We start from the raw sequence: 16,658 nt of genomic DNA on the forward strand, positions 1-16,658 counted from the left end.
CATTACTTATATTAGAACGTAATCTTCACTCCTCCCAAAATCTGTGCGCCAAGAACTTTATATCCTTTGTACGTTTGATAATTTGAGTTAAGAAGATTGTTTCCGATTGCGAAAATACTGAAATTTTTATGAATTTTATACTCTGCGGAAAGATTTAAATCTGCATAACCACCAACTTTATCGTCGGTATTCTCTGTTGACTGATAGAGCGCTGGACTTCCAATTCCCTCAATAGCAAAAGAATTGGTCGTTCTATCACTTGCAAAAATCCCTTTGAAACCCAACAATATTTTTTTGTCAAGCATGGTATATTTAGCGCCAATACTTGCATTCAGTAACGGGACATTGTAGATATTTTCGTAATTCTTAAGGTCAAATTTCGTAAACTTCACTTCCGCATCTAAAATTAAATTCTCCAATGGGAAATACTGCACGCTTCCTTTGATATCACTCACATTTCCGTCATCATAGATCGCAGAGAAAGTATTCGCATAATTATAAGCCGAACGGTTAAGCGTGTAAGTATCATCAAACAGACTATTCGCTTTAAAGAACATAATATCTCTCATTTTTCCATAACCTGCAGAGAAATCATATTTGAAAGTCTCATCAATATCACCTCTCAAACCAACATAGAAATGATATTTCGTCTCAGTCGGCTTTAAGTATTGATCAGATAAAATAAAAGGATTTTGCTGTAAAAGATCTGAATAAGTATTTAACTTCAAACCTCCGTCTACTCCACCATAAAACTTAAATTCTTTCGCAGCCGCAAACTGGAATTCAGCCTGTGGGAACCAATACGTTTTACTATTTTTCATCTGCTCAGCCATTAAAGCATTATTGTTTTTGGCATTCAAAAATGAAAAAGATGAACCTACCATTAAATAAGAATCTCCTTTTCTAAAGGTAACTTTCGGAGTTAAACTTGTATTAAAAAAGTTGGATGAGTTTTTATCTCTGATGTCAAATTCCGACTTCACAGTTTCCAAACCAACTCCTAAATCTGCATTTAAAGCAATTCCTGAACTTCCGACCTCAACGCCGTGTTTAGACAAATTAGCCAAGATAGAAACCTGATTTTCCTGAGCCTCAAAATGATCTTTTAAGAAGGAAGATTTTACTCGTACATCATTTAAAATTTCGTTTGAATAAAAGTCATAATAACCGTTTACTTTAAACTGATTAACTCTTTGATCCAAATCAACATCTCCGGGCTCTAAAGCGTAAATTCCGTAGTAATTGTTATTATTTAAGCCATATTCAGCGTTTAGGTTGAACTTCCCTTTTTCTCCGTAAGAATTTAAGAAAGCTCCGATCGTTGCAGCACTCTGCTTAGAATCCCAAGCATATTCTTTTTTCAACCCTAAGGTAGAAAGAAAATGAGCATCTACTCCAACTTCTAGTTTATTTTCAAGAGTTTTTGAGATGTTCATATCACCCAAAATCTTACCATAATTACCCATTCCGAATTGGATATAATTATTTTGAGCCGTTCCGTCAAACTTTGGCGTAACGTCTTGTCCCTGGATGGTTGAAGTTTTGAAGTCTGAAACCGCAGGAACGTCTGTAATTGTATATTTTACAGGATTCTGAGATTTCTCTTCCGGTGGATAATTCTTAATTGTTTCCACAGAAGTTTTTTTCTTTTCGATCTTTTTTACTTCCGGTTCTCTTTTTTTATTAAGAATCAGTTTTTCTTCTTTGATCTGGGAAAACGCAACCGACGACATCCCTAGAAATATGATTGGAAGAATATATTTCATCATAATTTATCAATATTTAAAATGTAGCGTTCCTAAATCCTAAGCCTTAAATCATGCTACCTTTTTACTACTTTACTTTTTAATCTGTTTTTTAACCTCTTTTGCTTCAGCCACGATCTCAGGGAAATCTTTGTAATTAGAAATGATCTGATCACAAGTATAACTCGCCTGATAATTGTCTTTTAAGCCTACATAATTCTTCGCCATCAACACCAATGCTTTTGCACCCCAGTATTCCTCAGAAGAATAATTATTGGCCAATTTAAAGATCGTTTCGTTTGAAGATTTGAAAGCTTTTCCTTTATTTTGATAGAATGCTTTTGCATAAAGAGCTTCCGCCGCAACTTCCGTATTCGAAGACTTTTCAAGAGAAGTATAAGCCGTTTGGGCATCTTTATCTTTTCCTGAATTCATCAAACTTCTCGCTTTAATCACTTTTGCAGTTTCAATAACGGCAGCTGAATTTTTATTGTTTGAAATCACTGCGTCCGCTAATTTTTCAGCCTGAGAGAAATTCTTTTCGTCTGCATACATCTTCATTAATTCTACATTCGCGTAGTTTTTAATGTTGACATCTGAAGAATTTTTAAGGTTCTCCAAATATTTTTTAGCATCCGCATTGTTTCCTTGAGCAACATAAATCTGAGCTAAACGAGTCTGCGCATCATCCTGATAATCATTCTGAACATCTGCAACTTCCTGTAAAACTAAAAGTGCTTTTGTTGTATTTTTAGTTTGATAATAACTTTCTCCTAGCTCATATTTAGCCTGATAAAGTCCCTCTCCCGTTGGATTTTGCGTTAAATATTTCTCATAATAAGAAATTGCATTTTTATAATCTTTCTTGGTGAAATACTGTTTTCCTGTAGACAGATTAATTTCATCGATCTCAGAAGCGTCAATATTTACTCCAATATTTTTAGCGAAACTTTCATATCCTGCAACATCTCCGTTTTTAGTGAAAATTGGTTTTGCAGCCTGAACGATTTTCTCTGCGTACGCTGTATTTTTATACTGATCCCCAAGAGATTTTAATTCAGATAAAGCTTTATCATTTTGATTTTGATCGATATAATTCTGAGCTCTGTAAATTGATGCGTTGGCGATCAAATCTTTATCAGAAGAAGTTTTAATCACTTTTCCGAAGAAGTCATTTGAGTTGGCAAAATCATCCTGAGCCGCATAAGCCGTTCCCATTTCGTACTGAGCATCATCGTAATATTCAGAGCCCGGATATTTAGATAGAAGATTTTTTAAGTTGGTAATTTTCGCCTGTGTATCTCCTTTAAATCCTAAAGCCATTGCTTTTTGGAATAAAGTATAATCCGTTGCATCTTCATTTTTATCATAGATCGCGATCGCTTCATTCAGGTCATTATTGGCATAATGAATATCTGCTAAACGAAGTTCTGCATCATTTTTAAACTCAGGTTTCGGATTGGTTAAATATTGCTTAAAATAAGTTTCAGCCTGATCGAATTTTTTAGATTTAAAATAAGCATAGCCCAAATCGTAAGGCAATTGCTGTTTTTCAGGGAAAGTTTCGGTAAGTAATTTTTCGTAACGAACGATCGCAGACGGATAATTTCCTTTCTGATAATAAACTTGACCCAACCAATATAAAGCTCTGTTATTAAATTCTTTATTAATATTAAAGCCTAAACTTCTCAAGAAATATTTCTCAGCTTCATCATAATTCCCTTTGTTGAATTCTTCCGTTCCCAACAAATAAGAAACTTCCTGATCAACCTTATCGATATCAGGAGACGAAGTTTGAAGCTTGTCGATAGCAATCAGCGTTTCTTTGAAATTCCCTGAATACAAATATGATTTCACTAAAAGTGATCTCATTTCAGAAGCATTCGCAGCATTTTGGTTTTCATTGATATAACTTTGAATAACTGCAGACGGACTTTCAAACGGGTTCCCAATATCGTAGCTTAACTTTGCGTATTGTTCATGAGCCAGTTTTTTAACCTTCGGGTCATAATTCATCTGATAAGACGAACGGAACGCCGAAAGTGCCTCCTGCTTTTTATCAACCGCCAAATAAGCATTTCCAAGCTGATAGTAAGCATTTTGAGCCAAAGCGGAATTGCTGTTTAACAATTGGTTATAATAAGAAACCGCTTCATCATATTTTTTAAGCTGAGCCGCTACAAATCCCATCTCATAAAGATCATTTTCAGATGGATTTTGCTGAACACTCAGGTAATCTTTTAAGTGAGGATAAGCAGAAGTATAATCATTTTTCATGAAATAACTTTCACCAATAATCTTATGAACTTCAGCTTTATAAGCAGCGGAAATATCTTCGTTTAATAAAACATTTCCTTCTGAAATCGCTTTATCATAATCCTTGTCATTATAGTACATCTGTACATAATAAGGACGAACCAGCTTCGAATATTTCGGCTGATCTTTCACAGAATCAAAGTATTGGAAAGCCTTATCATTCTGTCTGTTAGAATAATACAAATGTCCCAACATATAAGCAATATCGCCTTTTTGAGACTCATCGGCAGTTTTGTACGCTTCTTCCAATGCATCAGTTGCACCTTTAGAATCGCCCATCATGAATTTAGCATAACCTAATTTCAAAATGTACTGCGTATTCTCTTCTTTTGAAAGCTGATATTGGTTAACCTTTTTCAAAGTTTCCAACGCTTTAGGAAAATCTTTTTTAGCCAGATAATAATCCGCCAAAGGAAGATTCGCCTGAGCAAAATATGCAGAGTTCGGATATTCTTTCATAAAGGCAGTTAAGCCCTCTTCAGCATGATTTTTCTGAAGAATAACTCCAATTACGTTATCAAAAAACTGTGCTGCTTCTTTTCTTGACCTCGACAAATTTTGGTTATAAAAATATTGTCTTGCGTATTCGTACTGAGAAGCATTATATATTTTGGTCTGATAAAGATTTTCGGCTAAACTGAACCTGTAATTATCTTGCTGGGTAAAGTATTGAGACTGCTGTCCCTCGGAAATTCCGAAATAAAATACAGCAGCTGCTAAAAGTATTTTTTTTGATTTCATTTAATATCAAATTTTAAAATGGGTAAGCCATGAAATATGGGCTAAGTATTTTAAATTTTAGGCAGATTTTATCCACAATTCATCAACGAAAATATTGAAAAGATATTGTATAAACAAGCCTTTTAACATATTGTTAATAACCAGAATCTTTTTTAATACTTATTAACTTTCCCATAAGAAATATTAAGAAAATCTTAATTATTTCACAGAAATAATTACATTTGTTTTTTTCAAATCAAATATTGACATTGATGAATCAACTTTTTAGAAGGAAAAACTATTCAGAGACAGATACTTCCACGAATCTTTTGAGAGTTTTGGGTGTTTGGGATATCGTTTTTTTTGGTATTGCAGCAATTATCGGAGCGGGCAGCTTCAGCAGTTTGGGAGAAGCTGTATTCAGAGGAGGTCCCGGCGTTATTTTGTTATATTTGATTTGCGGTTTTGCCTGTGGATTTACGGCTCTTTGCTACGCAGAATTTGCAAGTAGAATTCCGACCGCAGGATCGGCTTACACCTATGCTTATGCAAGTTTTGGAGAATTGATCGCCTGGATTATTGGTTGGGCCTTGATCATGGAATATTCTTTCGGAAATATCTATGTTGCCTTTTCATGGTCGGATTACTTTACAAGCTTTCTCGAGCGACTAGGAATGCATATTCCCGATTATTTAACCTGCAGTTATACAGAAGCCAAAAAAGCTTTCATGAACGGTTCTGAAAATAAGGAACTGCTCAATGCCTGGAAATCAGCTCCTTTGTTGGGAAGTTTAAAATTTATTGTTGATGTTCCGGCTTTGGTTATCAACGGGTTAATCACTTGGTTATGTTACGTTGGGGTTAAAGAAAGTAAGAACTTTAATAACTCTTTGGTTATTCTAAAATTAGCCGTAATTGTTCTGGTAATTTTAGTTGGTTTTGCTTATATCAATACTGAAAATTGGACGCCAGTTAACCCAGAAACTCAGGTTGCTTCCTTCATGCCAAACGGCTTTGCAGGGGTTATGAGTGCGGTTTCCGGAGTTTTCTTTGCTTATATTGGTTTTGATGCGTTAAGCGTACTTTCAGAAGAAACAAAAGATCCTCAGAAAACATTACCAAAAGGAATGATCATTTCATTGGTTCTTTGTACGGTAATTTATATTGCGTTAACTTTAGTTTTAACCGGAATGGTTGATTACAGAAAATTCGACGGTATCGGAGATCCACTTTCTTTCATATTTGAAAAATCGAATGCCAATGTTGCATGGATGGAACTTACCGTTTCATTTGTCGCTATCGTTGCAATTACCACAGTATTGTTGGTTTTCCAAATGGGACAGCCGAGAATCTGGTACGCAATGAGCCGTGACGGTTTGATGCCTGAAAAATTTAAAACAGTACATCCAAAATATAAAACGCCTTCGTTCGCTACCGTTGTTACAGGTATTGCAGTGGGTGTTCCTATCCTATTTACAGATAAAACTTTTATTCTTGATTTTACAAGTATTGGGACAATTTTCGCGTTTGTTTTGGTTTGTGCAGGGGTTTTAATGCTTCCTGCTAAAGAAAAGATCAAAGGTAGATTTCACCTTCCTTATATTAATGGGAAGATCATATTTCCTGTTATTTTTATTGGCGGATTAGTTGGATTTTACTTCTGGCAACCTGAATTTTTCAATTCATTGACCGATTTTAGTAATCCAAAAGACAGCGAGTTCAGGGCTTCTATTTTGGTATTTATTGGGATTAATTTAATTCTATGTGTTTTCACTTTTATTAAAAATTTCTCTTTAATTCCTTTAATTGGATTAAGTTCTTGCTTATATCTTTTAACCGGAATGAGCCATGAAAACTGGTTCTGGTTCGGATTGTGGTTCGCTTTAGGTTTGGTTATCTATTTCTGCTATGGCTACAGACACAGTAAACTGAGGAAAGCTTAATTTAAAAAAAGGTTAGAATTAAAATATAAAAAAAGGCAAAATTGTGAGATCGCAATTTTGCCTTTTTATTTTTAGTGATCTGCTTAAAAAATTGGCGAACTTATTGCTTTATATACCTTGAACTTAAACTATAACGCCATGTCTGAAAGAATAAAAACATTCAAAGAATTCTACCAATTCTACCTTACCGAACATAGTAGAACAGGAACCAGAGTTTTTCATTTTATAGGAACAATACTCGTATTTTTCGTAATCGGGTATGTGATTGTTTCCGGAAAAGAAAGGTTTTTATGGTACGTTCCCATTTTTGGTTATGGTTTTGCATGGTTAAGCCACGCTTTAATCGAAAAAAATAAACCTGCAACTTTTAAATATCCGCTGTGGTCATTGATTTCGGATTTCAAATTGTTTTTCGACTTATTGATCGGAAAGCAAAGCTTTATTGGAGTTAGCAGACCTAAACAGCCTTGGGAATAGTTTTTTATCCCAATAAAATTGAAGAAATTTTGGTTAAATTATTAATCATAAATATAATCGTTTAGATCCTTCCAGGATGACAAAGTGAGTGTTTAATTTTCACTTAAAAAACGATAGCCTGCAATTTCTGTAGGAATCTAAAGTTTGCTTACATAATTATAAACATAAAAAGTTTCGGCGGATTTGCTTTGCAAACCCGCCAAAACTTCTAACTTCTAACTTTTAACTTTTAACGTCAATTTATTTAAACTTCTTTTTAAAGCTAAATTTAAGCATATTCATTAACCCCGGCTCAATAATATCGATTCCCAATCCGAAATTACTGTCAGCCACCGTATGATGATCTGTCCTGAATTTTTCAAAATCGTTCTGCGGAATTTCAAGATTAACCAAAGGTCTGTATTCGATATTAACTGTTGCACCGTTTTTAGTTACTTTTTTACGGCTCGTAAAATCAAAATATGGATTATTGATCGTACTTTCCTGAACAGTATATTTTTCTTCAGTATCTATTTTTTGGTCTGTGTAAAGACTTATTTCATACTTTTCACTGTCGAAATTATGCCAGAAAGGAAGGTCTTTATGCATAAAATCTCTTGCGCTTGCCTTCACAACATTACGATCAAAATACATCAAAAAACGATTCTTTTGTGGATCAACATAATATGGATTTTCAATAGTAGCTTGATAGTGAATTTTAAACTCATTCAACTTTTTATCATCACTTACAATGTCTATTGAAGCATCTTTGAACACATTTCTAAGGTCGGTTCCGTTTCTGTCGCCGGAGTAATTTAAGCTGTAAAACAGGAAATTATTCCAGCTGTCAACAGCCTCTCTTTTATTGGTATTTTTAAAATAACGTCTCATCGCATTGGCGCGATTTCCTTTGTAAGTGGTGGTTAATTTCAATATACCTGTTGTATTTTTAGCATTAAATTCAACCTTTTCATCAACACAATAATAAGGATATTTGTAAGCTTTTCTTGTGCTCAAATTTTGATTAGGTTTTGCTTCAAGATAGTGCATAAAATAGATGAACCCTCTATTTTCAATCAACCCAAATTCATCACGAATTGTTGCATCCACAAAATATTCTTCTCCTTTATAATTAATTTTTACCACAACATGATTGAACGAAAGCAATGACGGAAGATAATATTTAATGTAATAATCCGTATGAAAATTCACCAAAACAACAGAAGAATCAACACCAATATAATCCAGAATAACTTTTAGTAAAACACATTTCGCCTTACAGTCTCCCTGCTTATTTTCAAAGGTCACAGAAGGCTCCTGAGGTTTGTGCCCATTCATTTCATCTGCGTTAAAGATGTAGTAAATATTGTTCTGAACATATTCAATCGCAAACTGAAGCTTTTCATCCTGATCAGCGATTGCATCCAGTTTTTCAACCAAATTCGGAGCAAAATCTTTTAAAGAAGATTTATTAAAAATATCTTCATAAATCGGAGCAAAATAATTAGAAAGTTCCGTCCAATTTTTATCTGTTGCAAAATCTACAAAAGGAAAAATTTCTCTGCCTGCGTCAACAGGATTGATATAATTCTCTTCTTCAATGATAAATTTTTCTCCTTTCTTTAAATAATTAATTTCAGGTTGTAAAACGTCACCTTTTTCATCTCTGAAAAACGTTTTTTTGTAGGCTATCTGCTCATCTCTATCATTAATGAAAGTGAATTTAAAATTTCCGTAAGCCCAATAATTGTCAGGACTTACCCAAACATATTTTGAGAAGTCTTTTCTTAAAAAATCACGATCTGTAAAGGGTTTTATACGAGAATCTTCCAGAATTAAAACATCGTACAATCTTAAATCTTTAATGGTAATATTGATCTTCTTATTACTGCTCAGAACTCCTCCACTGCTTTGATTTTCACTGTCCAGCACTTTAATTTTAGTATCAGGAATTTTATCTATCAAAACACCTTCTCTCAAAATACTGATTCGGTGAATATGATACACTTCATTTTCTTCAACCACAATATCCGTCACGGATGCTCTCTCAAGATTAGCAGGCTCATTCAAGGTATAAGCCATACAGACATATTCGCTGTTCTCAGTATTACTTGTATAATATTTTTTGTCTAAAAAGTAACAGTAATCTCTCCCTTCTTCAATTTGTTTTTTCGCAAAATCAGAGTCTTTTATTCTATTGATCAACTCCTGATCTTCCACATTTCCTGCCCACGATTCAGGTTTTTGAATCTTATAATTTTCAATTTGAATTTGATTATCCATTATTTATATTTTAGTATTTGTATTATTTGGTTAAAATTATTTTTTATTAAAATTAAAGGCGTTCAAATTAATTAATTAAAAAGTAAAAAACAAGAGTAGAACAACGACTATATTGTAAATTTCGGCACAGAAATTGTCACCTAAGAGTAAAATCAGAATTATGAAAAATATTATAACAATTTTAAAAGGAACATTTGGGGTAACAGCTTTATTTGCGATCACGCAATGTACAACAACAGCGAATGCTTCCAATGGAAACGAAAAAACATTCATTGTAGGTCCTAAAACGGTTGACTGTACTGGTGTTGGCCCAATGAAATGTTTGCAGGTAAAGGAAAACACATCCGAAAAGTGGACATATTTTTATGATCATATTCAAGGATTCACTTATGAACCTGGTTATGAATATGTTTTAAAAGTAAAAACCGAAAAAATTGAAAACCCACCAATGGATGCCTCTTCAATCAAATATACTTTAATAAAGCAGGTTTCGAAGACTAAAAAATAAAAAAAATCCCTTTCAAAATTTTGAAAGGGATTTACATTTTCATCAAACTATCTTAATGCTCATGATTTCTCGGAGGTTCTGGTAATTGCGCTTTATTAACTTCATCCATTTTCTGCGTTGCAGCCATAGAAACAACCAATTCATTCAGCATAGAACTTGCCGCTTGTGGCGAATTGGGCAATAACACCAAATTACTTCTGTTATTTGCTCCGATGGAATGTAAAGTATCATAATGCTGTGTCACCACAATTAATGCCGAAGCTTCTTGTGCATTGATTCCTGCAGCATTCAGCATTTTCACAGACTCTTCCAGACCTTTTGCAATTTCTCTTCTTTGGTCAGCGATACCCTGCCCTTGAAGTTTTTTAGATTCTGCCTCAGCTTTTGCAACGGCAACAATTCTGATTCTTTGCGCTTCAGATTCGTATTCTGCGGCAGTTTTTTCACGTTCTGCAGCGTTGATTCTGTTCATGGCATGTTTTACTTGCTCATCCGGATCAATATCGGTTACCAAAGCTTTAATAATATCATAGCCATAACTTTGCATTGCTTCCTGCAATTCACTTTTTACAGCAACCGCAATATCATCTTTTCTTACGAAAACATCATCTAATTTAGTTTTTGGAACTTCTGCACGTACCACATCAAAAACATAAGATGTAATTTGATTTTCAGGATTTTCTAAACGATAATATGCATCTTTTACATTTTCTCTGATCACCTGATACTGTACGGAAACTTTCATTTTAATGAAAACATTATCCAACGTTTTGGTATCAATGATAACGTCCAGTTGTTGAATCCTCAAATTCAGACGCTTAGAAATCTGATCCAAAAACGGAATTTTCAAATGCAGACCAGCATGACTTACTTTTAAAAATTTTCCTAATCTTTCTACAACAGCTGCAGACTCCTGCTTTACCGTGAAAAAAGAAGCGAACAATGTGATCAATCCGAAAAAGACCAAAATACCTAAATATATCATAGTTTTTATTTTTGTTAAATGTGTCGTAATTATTTACGATTTGTTAAATGGAGCTTATTTTAAAGTCCATATTTTCAAAAATAGGGAAAATAATCATATTTAATATACTGAAAACCAAAACACTTTTCACTTAATTTAAAACATAAATTATTTTTAAGACTCTTGAGAAAATATTTTAATAAAAAACTTACTTTTGAATATTAATTACCCATTATGGTTGATGCTCGAGAAATATTAAAGGAACACATTTCAAAATTTACAACTCTCACTTTCGAGCAGTTTGAATATGTCTTTTCACACTTTAATATGATCAAATTAAAAAAAGGACAAATGCTGATCACGGAAGGAGATTTCGTAGATCACGAGTATTTCGTTGTCGACGGTTGTCTGAAAGCATTCTACCTTAATGACAGCATGAAAATGTTTATCCTGCAGTTTGCCATGCCGAATTGGTGGATAACAGATTTTGACGCCCTTTATAGCAAAAACCGAGCAACCATCAACGTTGACTGCATCACCAACGCCAGTATTTTATCGATCTCCAATGAAGACCGAGAGAAAATCTGCAAAGAAATCCATGAGGTTGAGCATTTTTTCAGGTGGCGAACGAATAAAGGTTATGTTGCAGCCCAAAAACGCCTTCTTTCCTTCATGAATAATGATGCAAAATTTAGGTATGAAGAGCTTTTATCATTGTATCCTCAATTGTACAATTTAGTTCCTAAACATTTGATTGCAGCGTATTTGGGAGTTACTCGAGAGACTTTAAGCAGACTTCATCAATAATTCTCCAACTTTAAACTTAGCTTTAAACCTCCAATATTTCGTGATCTACATCACGTAACTTTTTCCTACAATCGGCTGACATTTGTATCATCATTTAAAACAAATCAAAATGGATACAAAAAATTTTAAAGTAAACAGCGAAAACAGTTTAGTTGAATGGATCGGGAGAAAAGTAACCGGAGCCCACAACGGAACAATCGAAGTAAAAGAAGGAAATTTCAATTTTGAAAACAACATCCTTTCTTCAGGAAAATTTGTCATCAACACAAGATCAATTAAAATTCTTGATATCGATGATTCTGAAACGAACGCACAATTTGCCAATCATTTGGCTTCGGATGATTTCTTTAACTCAGATCAGTTTCCTGATGCCGTTTTCGAGATCAAACACGCAGAACCAGGTGAAAACAATTTTTACCACGTAACCGGAGATCTTACTATCAAAAGAATTACACATTCATTGGAAACGACTTTACAGATTGTGAAGACAGACAACGTTGCAGTTTTAGATACTAAAATTGTCATTGACAGAACAAAATTCAACATCAAATTCAGATCATCAAATTTCTTCAGCAATCTTGGAGATACTTTGATCTACAACAATTTCGATTTGAATGTTCACTTAGTTGCAGACGCACAGTAATTTATTAACAACAAACTTGTTTCAATTCTTATTTCAAGCACAAATCGAAGATTCGACGGAGTCAAAAGTCACAAAAGATTAACACATAAGTTATCTTAAATTCATTAACAAGCAGCAAAAAAAAACACATAAGTTTAAAAAAATCTTTGATTTTTCTTTTGCAAAACTTTGTTTTCTAATAATTAAATAAAGGTTAAATATCCAAATAGCTTTTGTCTCTTTTGCGGTTAAAATAATAGTTCAAATAAACTTAACAATTAAAATTTAACATCATGCCATTCATAAAAGTAGATGTTTTGCGCGAAGATCTTAATCGCGAAAAAAAACAACAATTAATCAGAGAACTCAATAAAGCTGTAACAACAGTTTTAAATAAAGATCCACACTTGACACACATCGTTATCAATGAAATTGAAGACGACAACTGGGGATACGCCGGAGAACAGGTTACCGTCCTGAAAGAACAAGGATTTTCAACTGAAAAACAATAAATCAGACATGAAAAAACAAACAATAATCGTTACAGGCGCATCATCCGGAATCGGTTTGGAAATTGCCCGTTATTTTCTTGACAGAGGTGATAATGTGGTCATAAATTCACAAACACAATCGAAATTACAACAGGTTTATAACGAATTGGGAGCAGGAGAAAACCTTGCGATGGTTGCAGGAAGTATTGCATATAAAGCCGTTGGAGAAAAATTAGCAAAAACGGCAATTGAAAAATTCGGTTCGATAGATGTGTTGGTCAACAATGCAGGAATCTACGAAAACAAACCGTTTTTAGAAGTTACGGAAGAATATTTAGACAAATTTTTAAATACCAATTTAAAAGGAACATTCTTCACAACGCAATCCGTAATTCCTCAAATGCAGAAACAAAAAGATGGAGTGATCATTAATATCGGAACTCCGCTTGTGTACCACGCGATCGCACAATCCCCGTCAACTGCACCGATTTCGAGCAAAGGAGCAATTCATGCTTTGACATTGCAACTGGCAGCAGAATTCGGAAAAGATAATATCAGAGTAAATGTCGTTGCACCGGGGCTCATCAGAACGCCGATGCACGATGAAAGTATCGATAATAATGCGGGAATTCACCTGATCAACCGTATTGGAGAACCGGAAGAGGTCGCTCAAATGGTTCATGCTATTGCTAAAAACACATTTATCTCAGGCGCCATCATTAATGTAGATGGAGGAATGGGCGCCGGTCATCAATTGTAAAAATGAAAGTTCTACTATTATTTGCATGGCTGTTTATCTTTCCGGTAACAGCTTTGCTCAAAAAATCAGAGTCATGAAAAAAGACACAGTACAAGAAACAGAAATAAGAAATGCCATCGAACAATATTATTTTAAAGGAATTTATGAAGGAAATACCGAGCTTTTGAAACAGGTTTTTCATAAAGATGCCCTACTTTTCGGAGATATAAAAGGAGTTCCTTACTACAAAACCGCCACACAATATATTGAAGGTGTCGGAAGCAGAATAAGTCCTCAAAAATCAGGAAAAGATTTTAATCCTAAAATCATCTCTGTCGACGTGATAAACACGATTGCTACAGCAAAATTAAATGTAAAAATGTATGATTTTAATTACTATAATTTTATAACTTTCCATAAAATTGATGGTAAATGGCTCATCGTCAATAAAACATTAACTGATGTAGAATTTTAAATTTTAAACCAAAATCATCAAAATCATGTGGAATAAAAACAGAATAACAGATTTATTGGGAATTGAATATCCTATTTTTCAGGGACCTTTTGGTGGCGGATTATCAACAGTTGAGTTGACCTCTACAGTCAGTAATCTCGGTGGATTGGGCGGTTTCGGAGCTTATACATCGTCTCCCGATGAAATTTATGAAATTGACAAACAGATAAAATTAAAGACAGACAAACCTTACAATCTCAACCTTTGGGTGAACGATCATGATATTATTGATCAGGAACACACTGAGAATCAATACAAAAAGACAGTTGAAATTTTCAAACCTTATTATGACAGTTTAAATATTGAGGTTCCTGCGCTCCCACCCTCTTTTGAGTCGAGATTTCAGAATCAGTTGCAGGTTGTTTTTGATATTAAACCTAAAGTTTTCAGCTTCATGTTCGGACTTTTGGATCAGGATATCATTGAAAGATTGAAAAATCAGGGAACCATCGTTGCCGGAAATGCTACAACACTAGACGAAGCCATCGCTTTGGAAAACATCGGTGTAGATATGATTGTCGCATCAGGTTTTGAAAGTGGCGGTCACAGACCTTCGTTTTTGGATAAAGCCGAGCTTTCAACGACAGGAACTTTTGCTTTAATTCAATTGGTTAAAGATAAAGTAAAAACTCCAATTGTAGCCGCCGGCGGAATCGCTAACGGTAGCGGAATCGCTGCAGCAATGACTTTAGGAGCAGAAGCCGCACAAATCGGAACTGCATTTTTAGCTACCGAAGAATCCGGAGCATTGCCGATTCATAAAGAATTTTTGTTTTCAGACGCTGCAAAATCCACTACCCTTTCCAGAGCATACACCGGAAGATTAGGACGCGGAATTACCACAGAAATCACAAGAAAACTCTTGACAGCAACAGATCAAACCTTGCCTTTTCCTTTGCAGACAACCTTCATTTCATCGATGAGAAAAGCAGCGCTGGAACAAAAGAAACACGAATTGGTTTTCTTCTGGTCCGGACAAATTGCTCCCATTTTAAAACATAAAGAAGCATCAACATTAATGAAATCATTAATTGAAGATGCAAATAAATTGTTCGGTTGATTTGCTAGAAGTTTGAAGTTGGAGGCTGGAAGTTCTTATTTTGACTAAAACAAACTCCCGGCCTCCAACTCCCATCTTGCCTACCAAAAATTTACATGGTCATTCCAATGTCAATTCCTTTGATTTTTCTGTAAAGATCAGTTGCGTAATTGTCTGTCATTCCCGAAACAAAATCGATCACGCCGAGAACTTTTTGGTAATCAGTTCCGTTTTCGTAGATGAACTGTTTTGGGATTAATTTCAACGCTTTTATATCGTAAGATTTAATTTTTTCTTCTGATTTTAAAATTGAAGGAATAAAATGATCCAACAATTCATACATTACATTATAGCCGGCATTTTCAATTTCAACAACCGCTTTATGGTTGTAAATTTTCTCAACAGAAAAGCTTGCAATATCCTGTAATGCTTTATTTTCACCTTTATACATATCGAGCAGAGCTTTGTCAAGATTTCCTTCAAGAATTTTATCAAAGTTCTGTTTGTACATTGAAATCGATTTATTAATTAAAGCATTAATAACTTTAGCTCGTAAATATGAAATTTTTTCATTGTCATTTCCAATAGAATCAAGCTTTCTTTTCACTCTGTCTACATCATCAGTTTCGGATTTTACCAGCTCAAAAAACAGGTTTTGACAGTCTGCAGTTGAAACAATACCCAATCTGTGGGCATCTTCCATATCGATAATATTATAGCAGATATCATCCGCAGCTTCCACCAGCCAAACAAACGGGTGTCGCTTGAAAATATGAGGTTCTTCGCTTTCTGAGATCAGATTTGTTCCTTTTGCAATTTCAAGAAAAATATCCTTTTCATTTTGAAAAAACCCGAATTTCTTTCTGTGAATAATTTTCTTATCTCTAGCAATCGCTTCACACGGATATTTTGCAATACTCGCCAATGTGGCAAACGTTAATTGAGTTCCTCCCGCATCTTTTCCTTGCTGTTGTTGAGCTAAAACTCTTATTGCATTGGCATTTCCTTCAAAATTAACCAGATCAGCCCATTCTTTTTCATTGAATTTAGGCTTAAGATCATTTTCATTTCGATCAAAATAACTTGCAATGGCATCTTCTCCCGAATGCCCGAACGCAGGATTTCCAACGTCATGACAAAGACAGGCTGCCGCAATTACATTTCCTAAATTGTGAAGATAAAAACTTTTAGAATCTTCCGTCAAATCACTTTGATAATTATCGTGAATAAATTCTCCGATAACACTTCCTAAACTTCTTCCCACAGACGAAACTTCCAAAGAATGCGTCAGACGGTTGTGCACAAAAACACTTCCCGGAAGCGGAAAAACCTGCGTTTTATTCTGCAGTCTTCTAAACGCCGAAGAAAAGATAATTCTGTCGAAATCTCTCTGAAAATCTGTTCGTGAAGCTTTAGTATGTGGATTATTTCCCGTGCGCTGATTCGTAAAAATCTGATTCAAGTTCATCATTTTTCAAAATTACTTCAAATTTTAATTTTAATGAACTAAT

General features: G+C 34.3%; 14 protein-coding genes. 9 read left to right on the top strand and 5 right to left on the bottom strand.

The genetic code is table 11. The features are described 5' to 3' along the window. Window positions 1–11: 11 nt before the first annotated feature. Window positions 12–1,769: a TonB-dependent receptor gene (locus EG348_RS20545; protein WP_123984795.1), complete on the bottom strand. Its 1,758-nt coding sequence runs from the start codon at window positions 1,767–1,769 to the stop codon at window positions 12–14. Window positions 1,770–1,838: 69 nt separating this feature from the next. After that, window positions 1,839–4,802 (bottom strand): tetratricopeptide repeat protein, encoded by a 2,964-nt coding sequence (locus tag EG348_RS20550; protein WP_123984796.1) that lies wholly within the window; start codon window positions 4,800–4,802, stop codon window positions 1,839–1,841. Between the two features lie 251 nt (window positions 4,803–5,053). On the opposite strand from EG348_RS20550, the gene EG348_RS20555 reads away from it, so the two are divergent. Together EG348_RS20555 and EG348_RS20560 are read left to right on the top strand one after the other, a co-directional pair. Then, window positions 5,054–6,724 (top strand): APC family permease, encoded by a 1,671-nt coding sequence (locus tag EG348_RS20555; RefSeq protein ID WP_123984797.1) that lies wholly within the window; start codon window positions 5,054–5,056, stop codon window positions 6,722–6,724. A gap of 138 nt (window positions 6,725–6,862) precedes the next feature. Beyond that, window positions 6,863–7,201 carry a DUF962 domain-containing protein gene (locus EG348_RS20560; protein ID WP_123984798.1) on the top strand — a complete coding sequence of 113 codons (339 nt, stop codon included), beginning with the start codon at window positions 6,863–6,865 and terminating at the stop codon, window positions 7,199–7,201. A 240-nt stretch (window positions 7,202–7,441) separates the two neighbouring features. On the opposite strand, the gene EG348_RS20565 is transcribed toward EG348_RS20560, so the two are convergent. Next, window positions 7,442–9,463 carry a hypothetical protein gene (locus EG348_RS20565; RefSeq protein ID WP_123984799.1) on the bottom strand — a complete coding sequence of 674 codons (2,022 nt, stop codon included), beginning with the start codon at window positions 9,461–9,463 and terminating at the stop codon, window positions 7,442–7,444. Between the two features lie 160 nt (window positions 9,464–9,623). Here EG348_RS20565 and EG348_RS20570 point away from each other — a divergent pair, with 160 nt between their 5' ends. Next, window positions 9,624–9,971: a DUF4377 domain-containing protein gene (locus EG348_RS20570; RefSeq protein ID WP_123984800.1), complete on the top strand. Its 348-nt coding sequence runs from the start codon at window positions 9,624–9,626 to the stop codon at window positions 9,969–9,971. Window positions 9,972–10,023: 52 nt separating this feature from the next. On the opposite strand, the gene EG348_RS20575 is transcribed toward EG348_RS20570, so the two are convergent. Next, window positions 10,024–10,956: an SPFH domain-containing protein gene (locus EG348_RS20575; RefSeq protein WP_066757502.1), complete on the bottom strand. Its 933-nt coding sequence runs from the start codon at window positions 10,954–10,956 to the stop codon at window positions 10,024–10,026. Window positions 10,957–11,262: 306 nt separating this feature from the next. Between EG348_RS20575 and EG348_RS20580 the strand changes: the two genes are divergently transcribed. From EG348_RS20580 to EG348_RS20605, 6 genes are all read left to right on the top strand, one after another. Continuing rightward, window positions 11,263–11,742: a Crp/Fnr family transcriptional regulator gene (locus EG348_RS20580; protein ID WP_228414804.1), complete on the top strand. Its 480-nt coding sequence runs from the start codon at window positions 11,263–11,265 to the stop codon at window positions 11,740–11,742. Window positions 11,743–11,851: 109 nt separating this feature from the next. After that, window positions 11,852–12,385, top strand: a complete 534-nt coding sequence (locus tag EG348_RS20585; RefSeq protein ID WP_123984802.1) for a YceI family protein — start codon at window positions 11,852–11,854, stop codon at window positions 12,383–12,385. 272 nt (window positions 12,386–12,657) lie between these two features. Further along, window positions 12,658–12,876: a tautomerase family protein gene (locus tag EG348_RS20590; protein WP_072410790.1), complete on the top strand. Its 219-nt coding sequence runs from the start codon at window positions 12,658–12,660 to the stop codon at window positions 12,874–12,876. 7 nt (window positions 12,877–12,883) lie between these two features. Continuing rightward, a complete protein-coding gene (locus tag EG348_RS20595; RefSeq protein WP_123984803.1) occupies window positions 12,884–13,615 on the top strand; it encodes an SDR family NAD(P)-dependent oxidoreductase in 732 nt (243 codons plus the stop codon). A gap of 73 nt (window positions 13,616–13,688) precedes the next feature. Beyond that, window positions 13,689–14,069, top strand: a complete 381-nt coding sequence (locus tag EG348_RS20600) for a nuclear transport factor 2 family protein (RefSeq protein WP_228414805.1) — start codon at window positions 13,689–13,691, stop codon at window positions 14,067–14,069. Between the two features lie 25 nt (window positions 14,070–14,094). Continuing rightward, a complete protein-coding gene (locus EG348_RS20605) occupies window positions 14,095–15,168 on the top strand; it encodes an NAD(P)H-dependent flavin oxidoreductase (RefSeq protein ID WP_123984804.1) in 1,074 nt (357 codons plus the stop codon). Window positions 15,169–15,259: 91 nt separating this feature from the next. Here the strand turns inward: EG348_RS20605 and EG348_RS20610 are convergent, their stop codons facing one another. Further along, a complete protein-coding gene (locus tag EG348_RS20610) occupies window positions 15,260–16,615 on the bottom strand; it encodes a deoxyguanosinetriphosphate triphosphohydrolase (RefSeq protein WP_066757480.1) in 1,356 nt (451 codons plus the stop codon). Window positions 16,616–16,658 lie beyond the last annotated feature (43 nt).

The organism is Chryseobacterium sp. G0201 (genome assembly GCF_003815655.1).
Lineage (GTDB): Bacteria > Bacteroidota > Bacteroidia > Flavobacteriales > Weeksellaceae > Chryseobacterium.

What these genes read in the sequence shown, in the direction of transcription:
- EG348_RS20545 (WP_123984795.1), bottom strand. Translation starts at nt 1,769, where the DNA reads ATGATGAAATATATTCTTCCAATCATATTTCTAGGGATGTCGTCGGTT.
- EG348_RS20550 (WP_123984796.1), bottom strand. Translation starts at nt 4,802, where the DNA reads ATGAAATCAAAAAAAATACTTTTAGCAGCTGCTGTATTTTATTTCGGA.
- EG348_RS20555 (WP_123984797.1), top strand. Translation starts at nt 5,054, where the DNA reads ATGAATCAACTTTTTAGAAGGAAAAACTATTCAGAGACAGATACTTCC.
- EG348_RS20560 (WP_123984798.1), top strand. Translation starts at nt 6,863, where the DNA reads ATGTCTGAAAGAATAAAAACATTCAAAGAATTCTACCAATTCTACCTT.
- EG348_RS20565 (WP_123984799.1), bottom strand. Translation starts at nt 9,463, where the DNA reads ATGGATAATCAAATTCAAATTGAAAATTATAAGATTCAAAAACCTGAA.
- EG348_RS20570 (WP_123984800.1), top strand. Translation starts at nt 9,624, where the DNA reads ATGAAAAATATTATAACAATTTTAAAAGGAACATTTGGGGTAACAGCT.
- EG348_RS20575 (WP_066757502.1), bottom strand. Translation starts at nt 10,956, where the DNA reads ATGATATATTTAGGTATTTTGGTCTTTTTCGGATTGATCACATTGTTC.
- EG348_RS20580 (WP_228414804.1), top strand. Translation starts at nt 11,263, where the DNA reads ATGATCAAATTAAAAAAAGGACAAATGCTGATCACGGAAGGAGATTTC.
- EG348_RS20585 (WP_123984802.1), top strand. Translation starts at nt 11,852, where the DNA reads ATGGATACAAAAAATTTTAAAGTAAACAGCGAAAACAGTTTAGTTGAA.
- EG348_RS20590 (WP_072410790.1), top strand. Translation starts at nt 12,658, where the DNA reads ATGCCATTCATAAAAGTAGATGTTTTGCGCGAAGATCTTAATCGCGAA.
- EG348_RS20595 (WP_123984803.1), top strand. Translation starts at nt 12,884, where the DNA reads ATGAAAAAACAAACAATAATCGTTACAGGCGCATCATCCGGAATCGGT.
- EG348_RS20600 (WP_228414805.1), top strand. Translation starts at nt 13,689, where the DNA reads ATGAAAAAAGACACAGTACAAGAAACAGAAATAAGAAATGCCATCGAA.
- EG348_RS20605 (WP_123984804.1), top strand. Translation starts at nt 14,095, where the DNA reads ATGTGGAATAAAAACAGAATAACAGATTTATTGGGAATTGAATATCCT.
- EG348_RS20610 (WP_066757480.1), bottom strand. Translation starts at nt 16,615, where the DNA reads ATGAACTTGAATCAGATTTTTACGAATCAGCGCACGGGAAATAATCCA.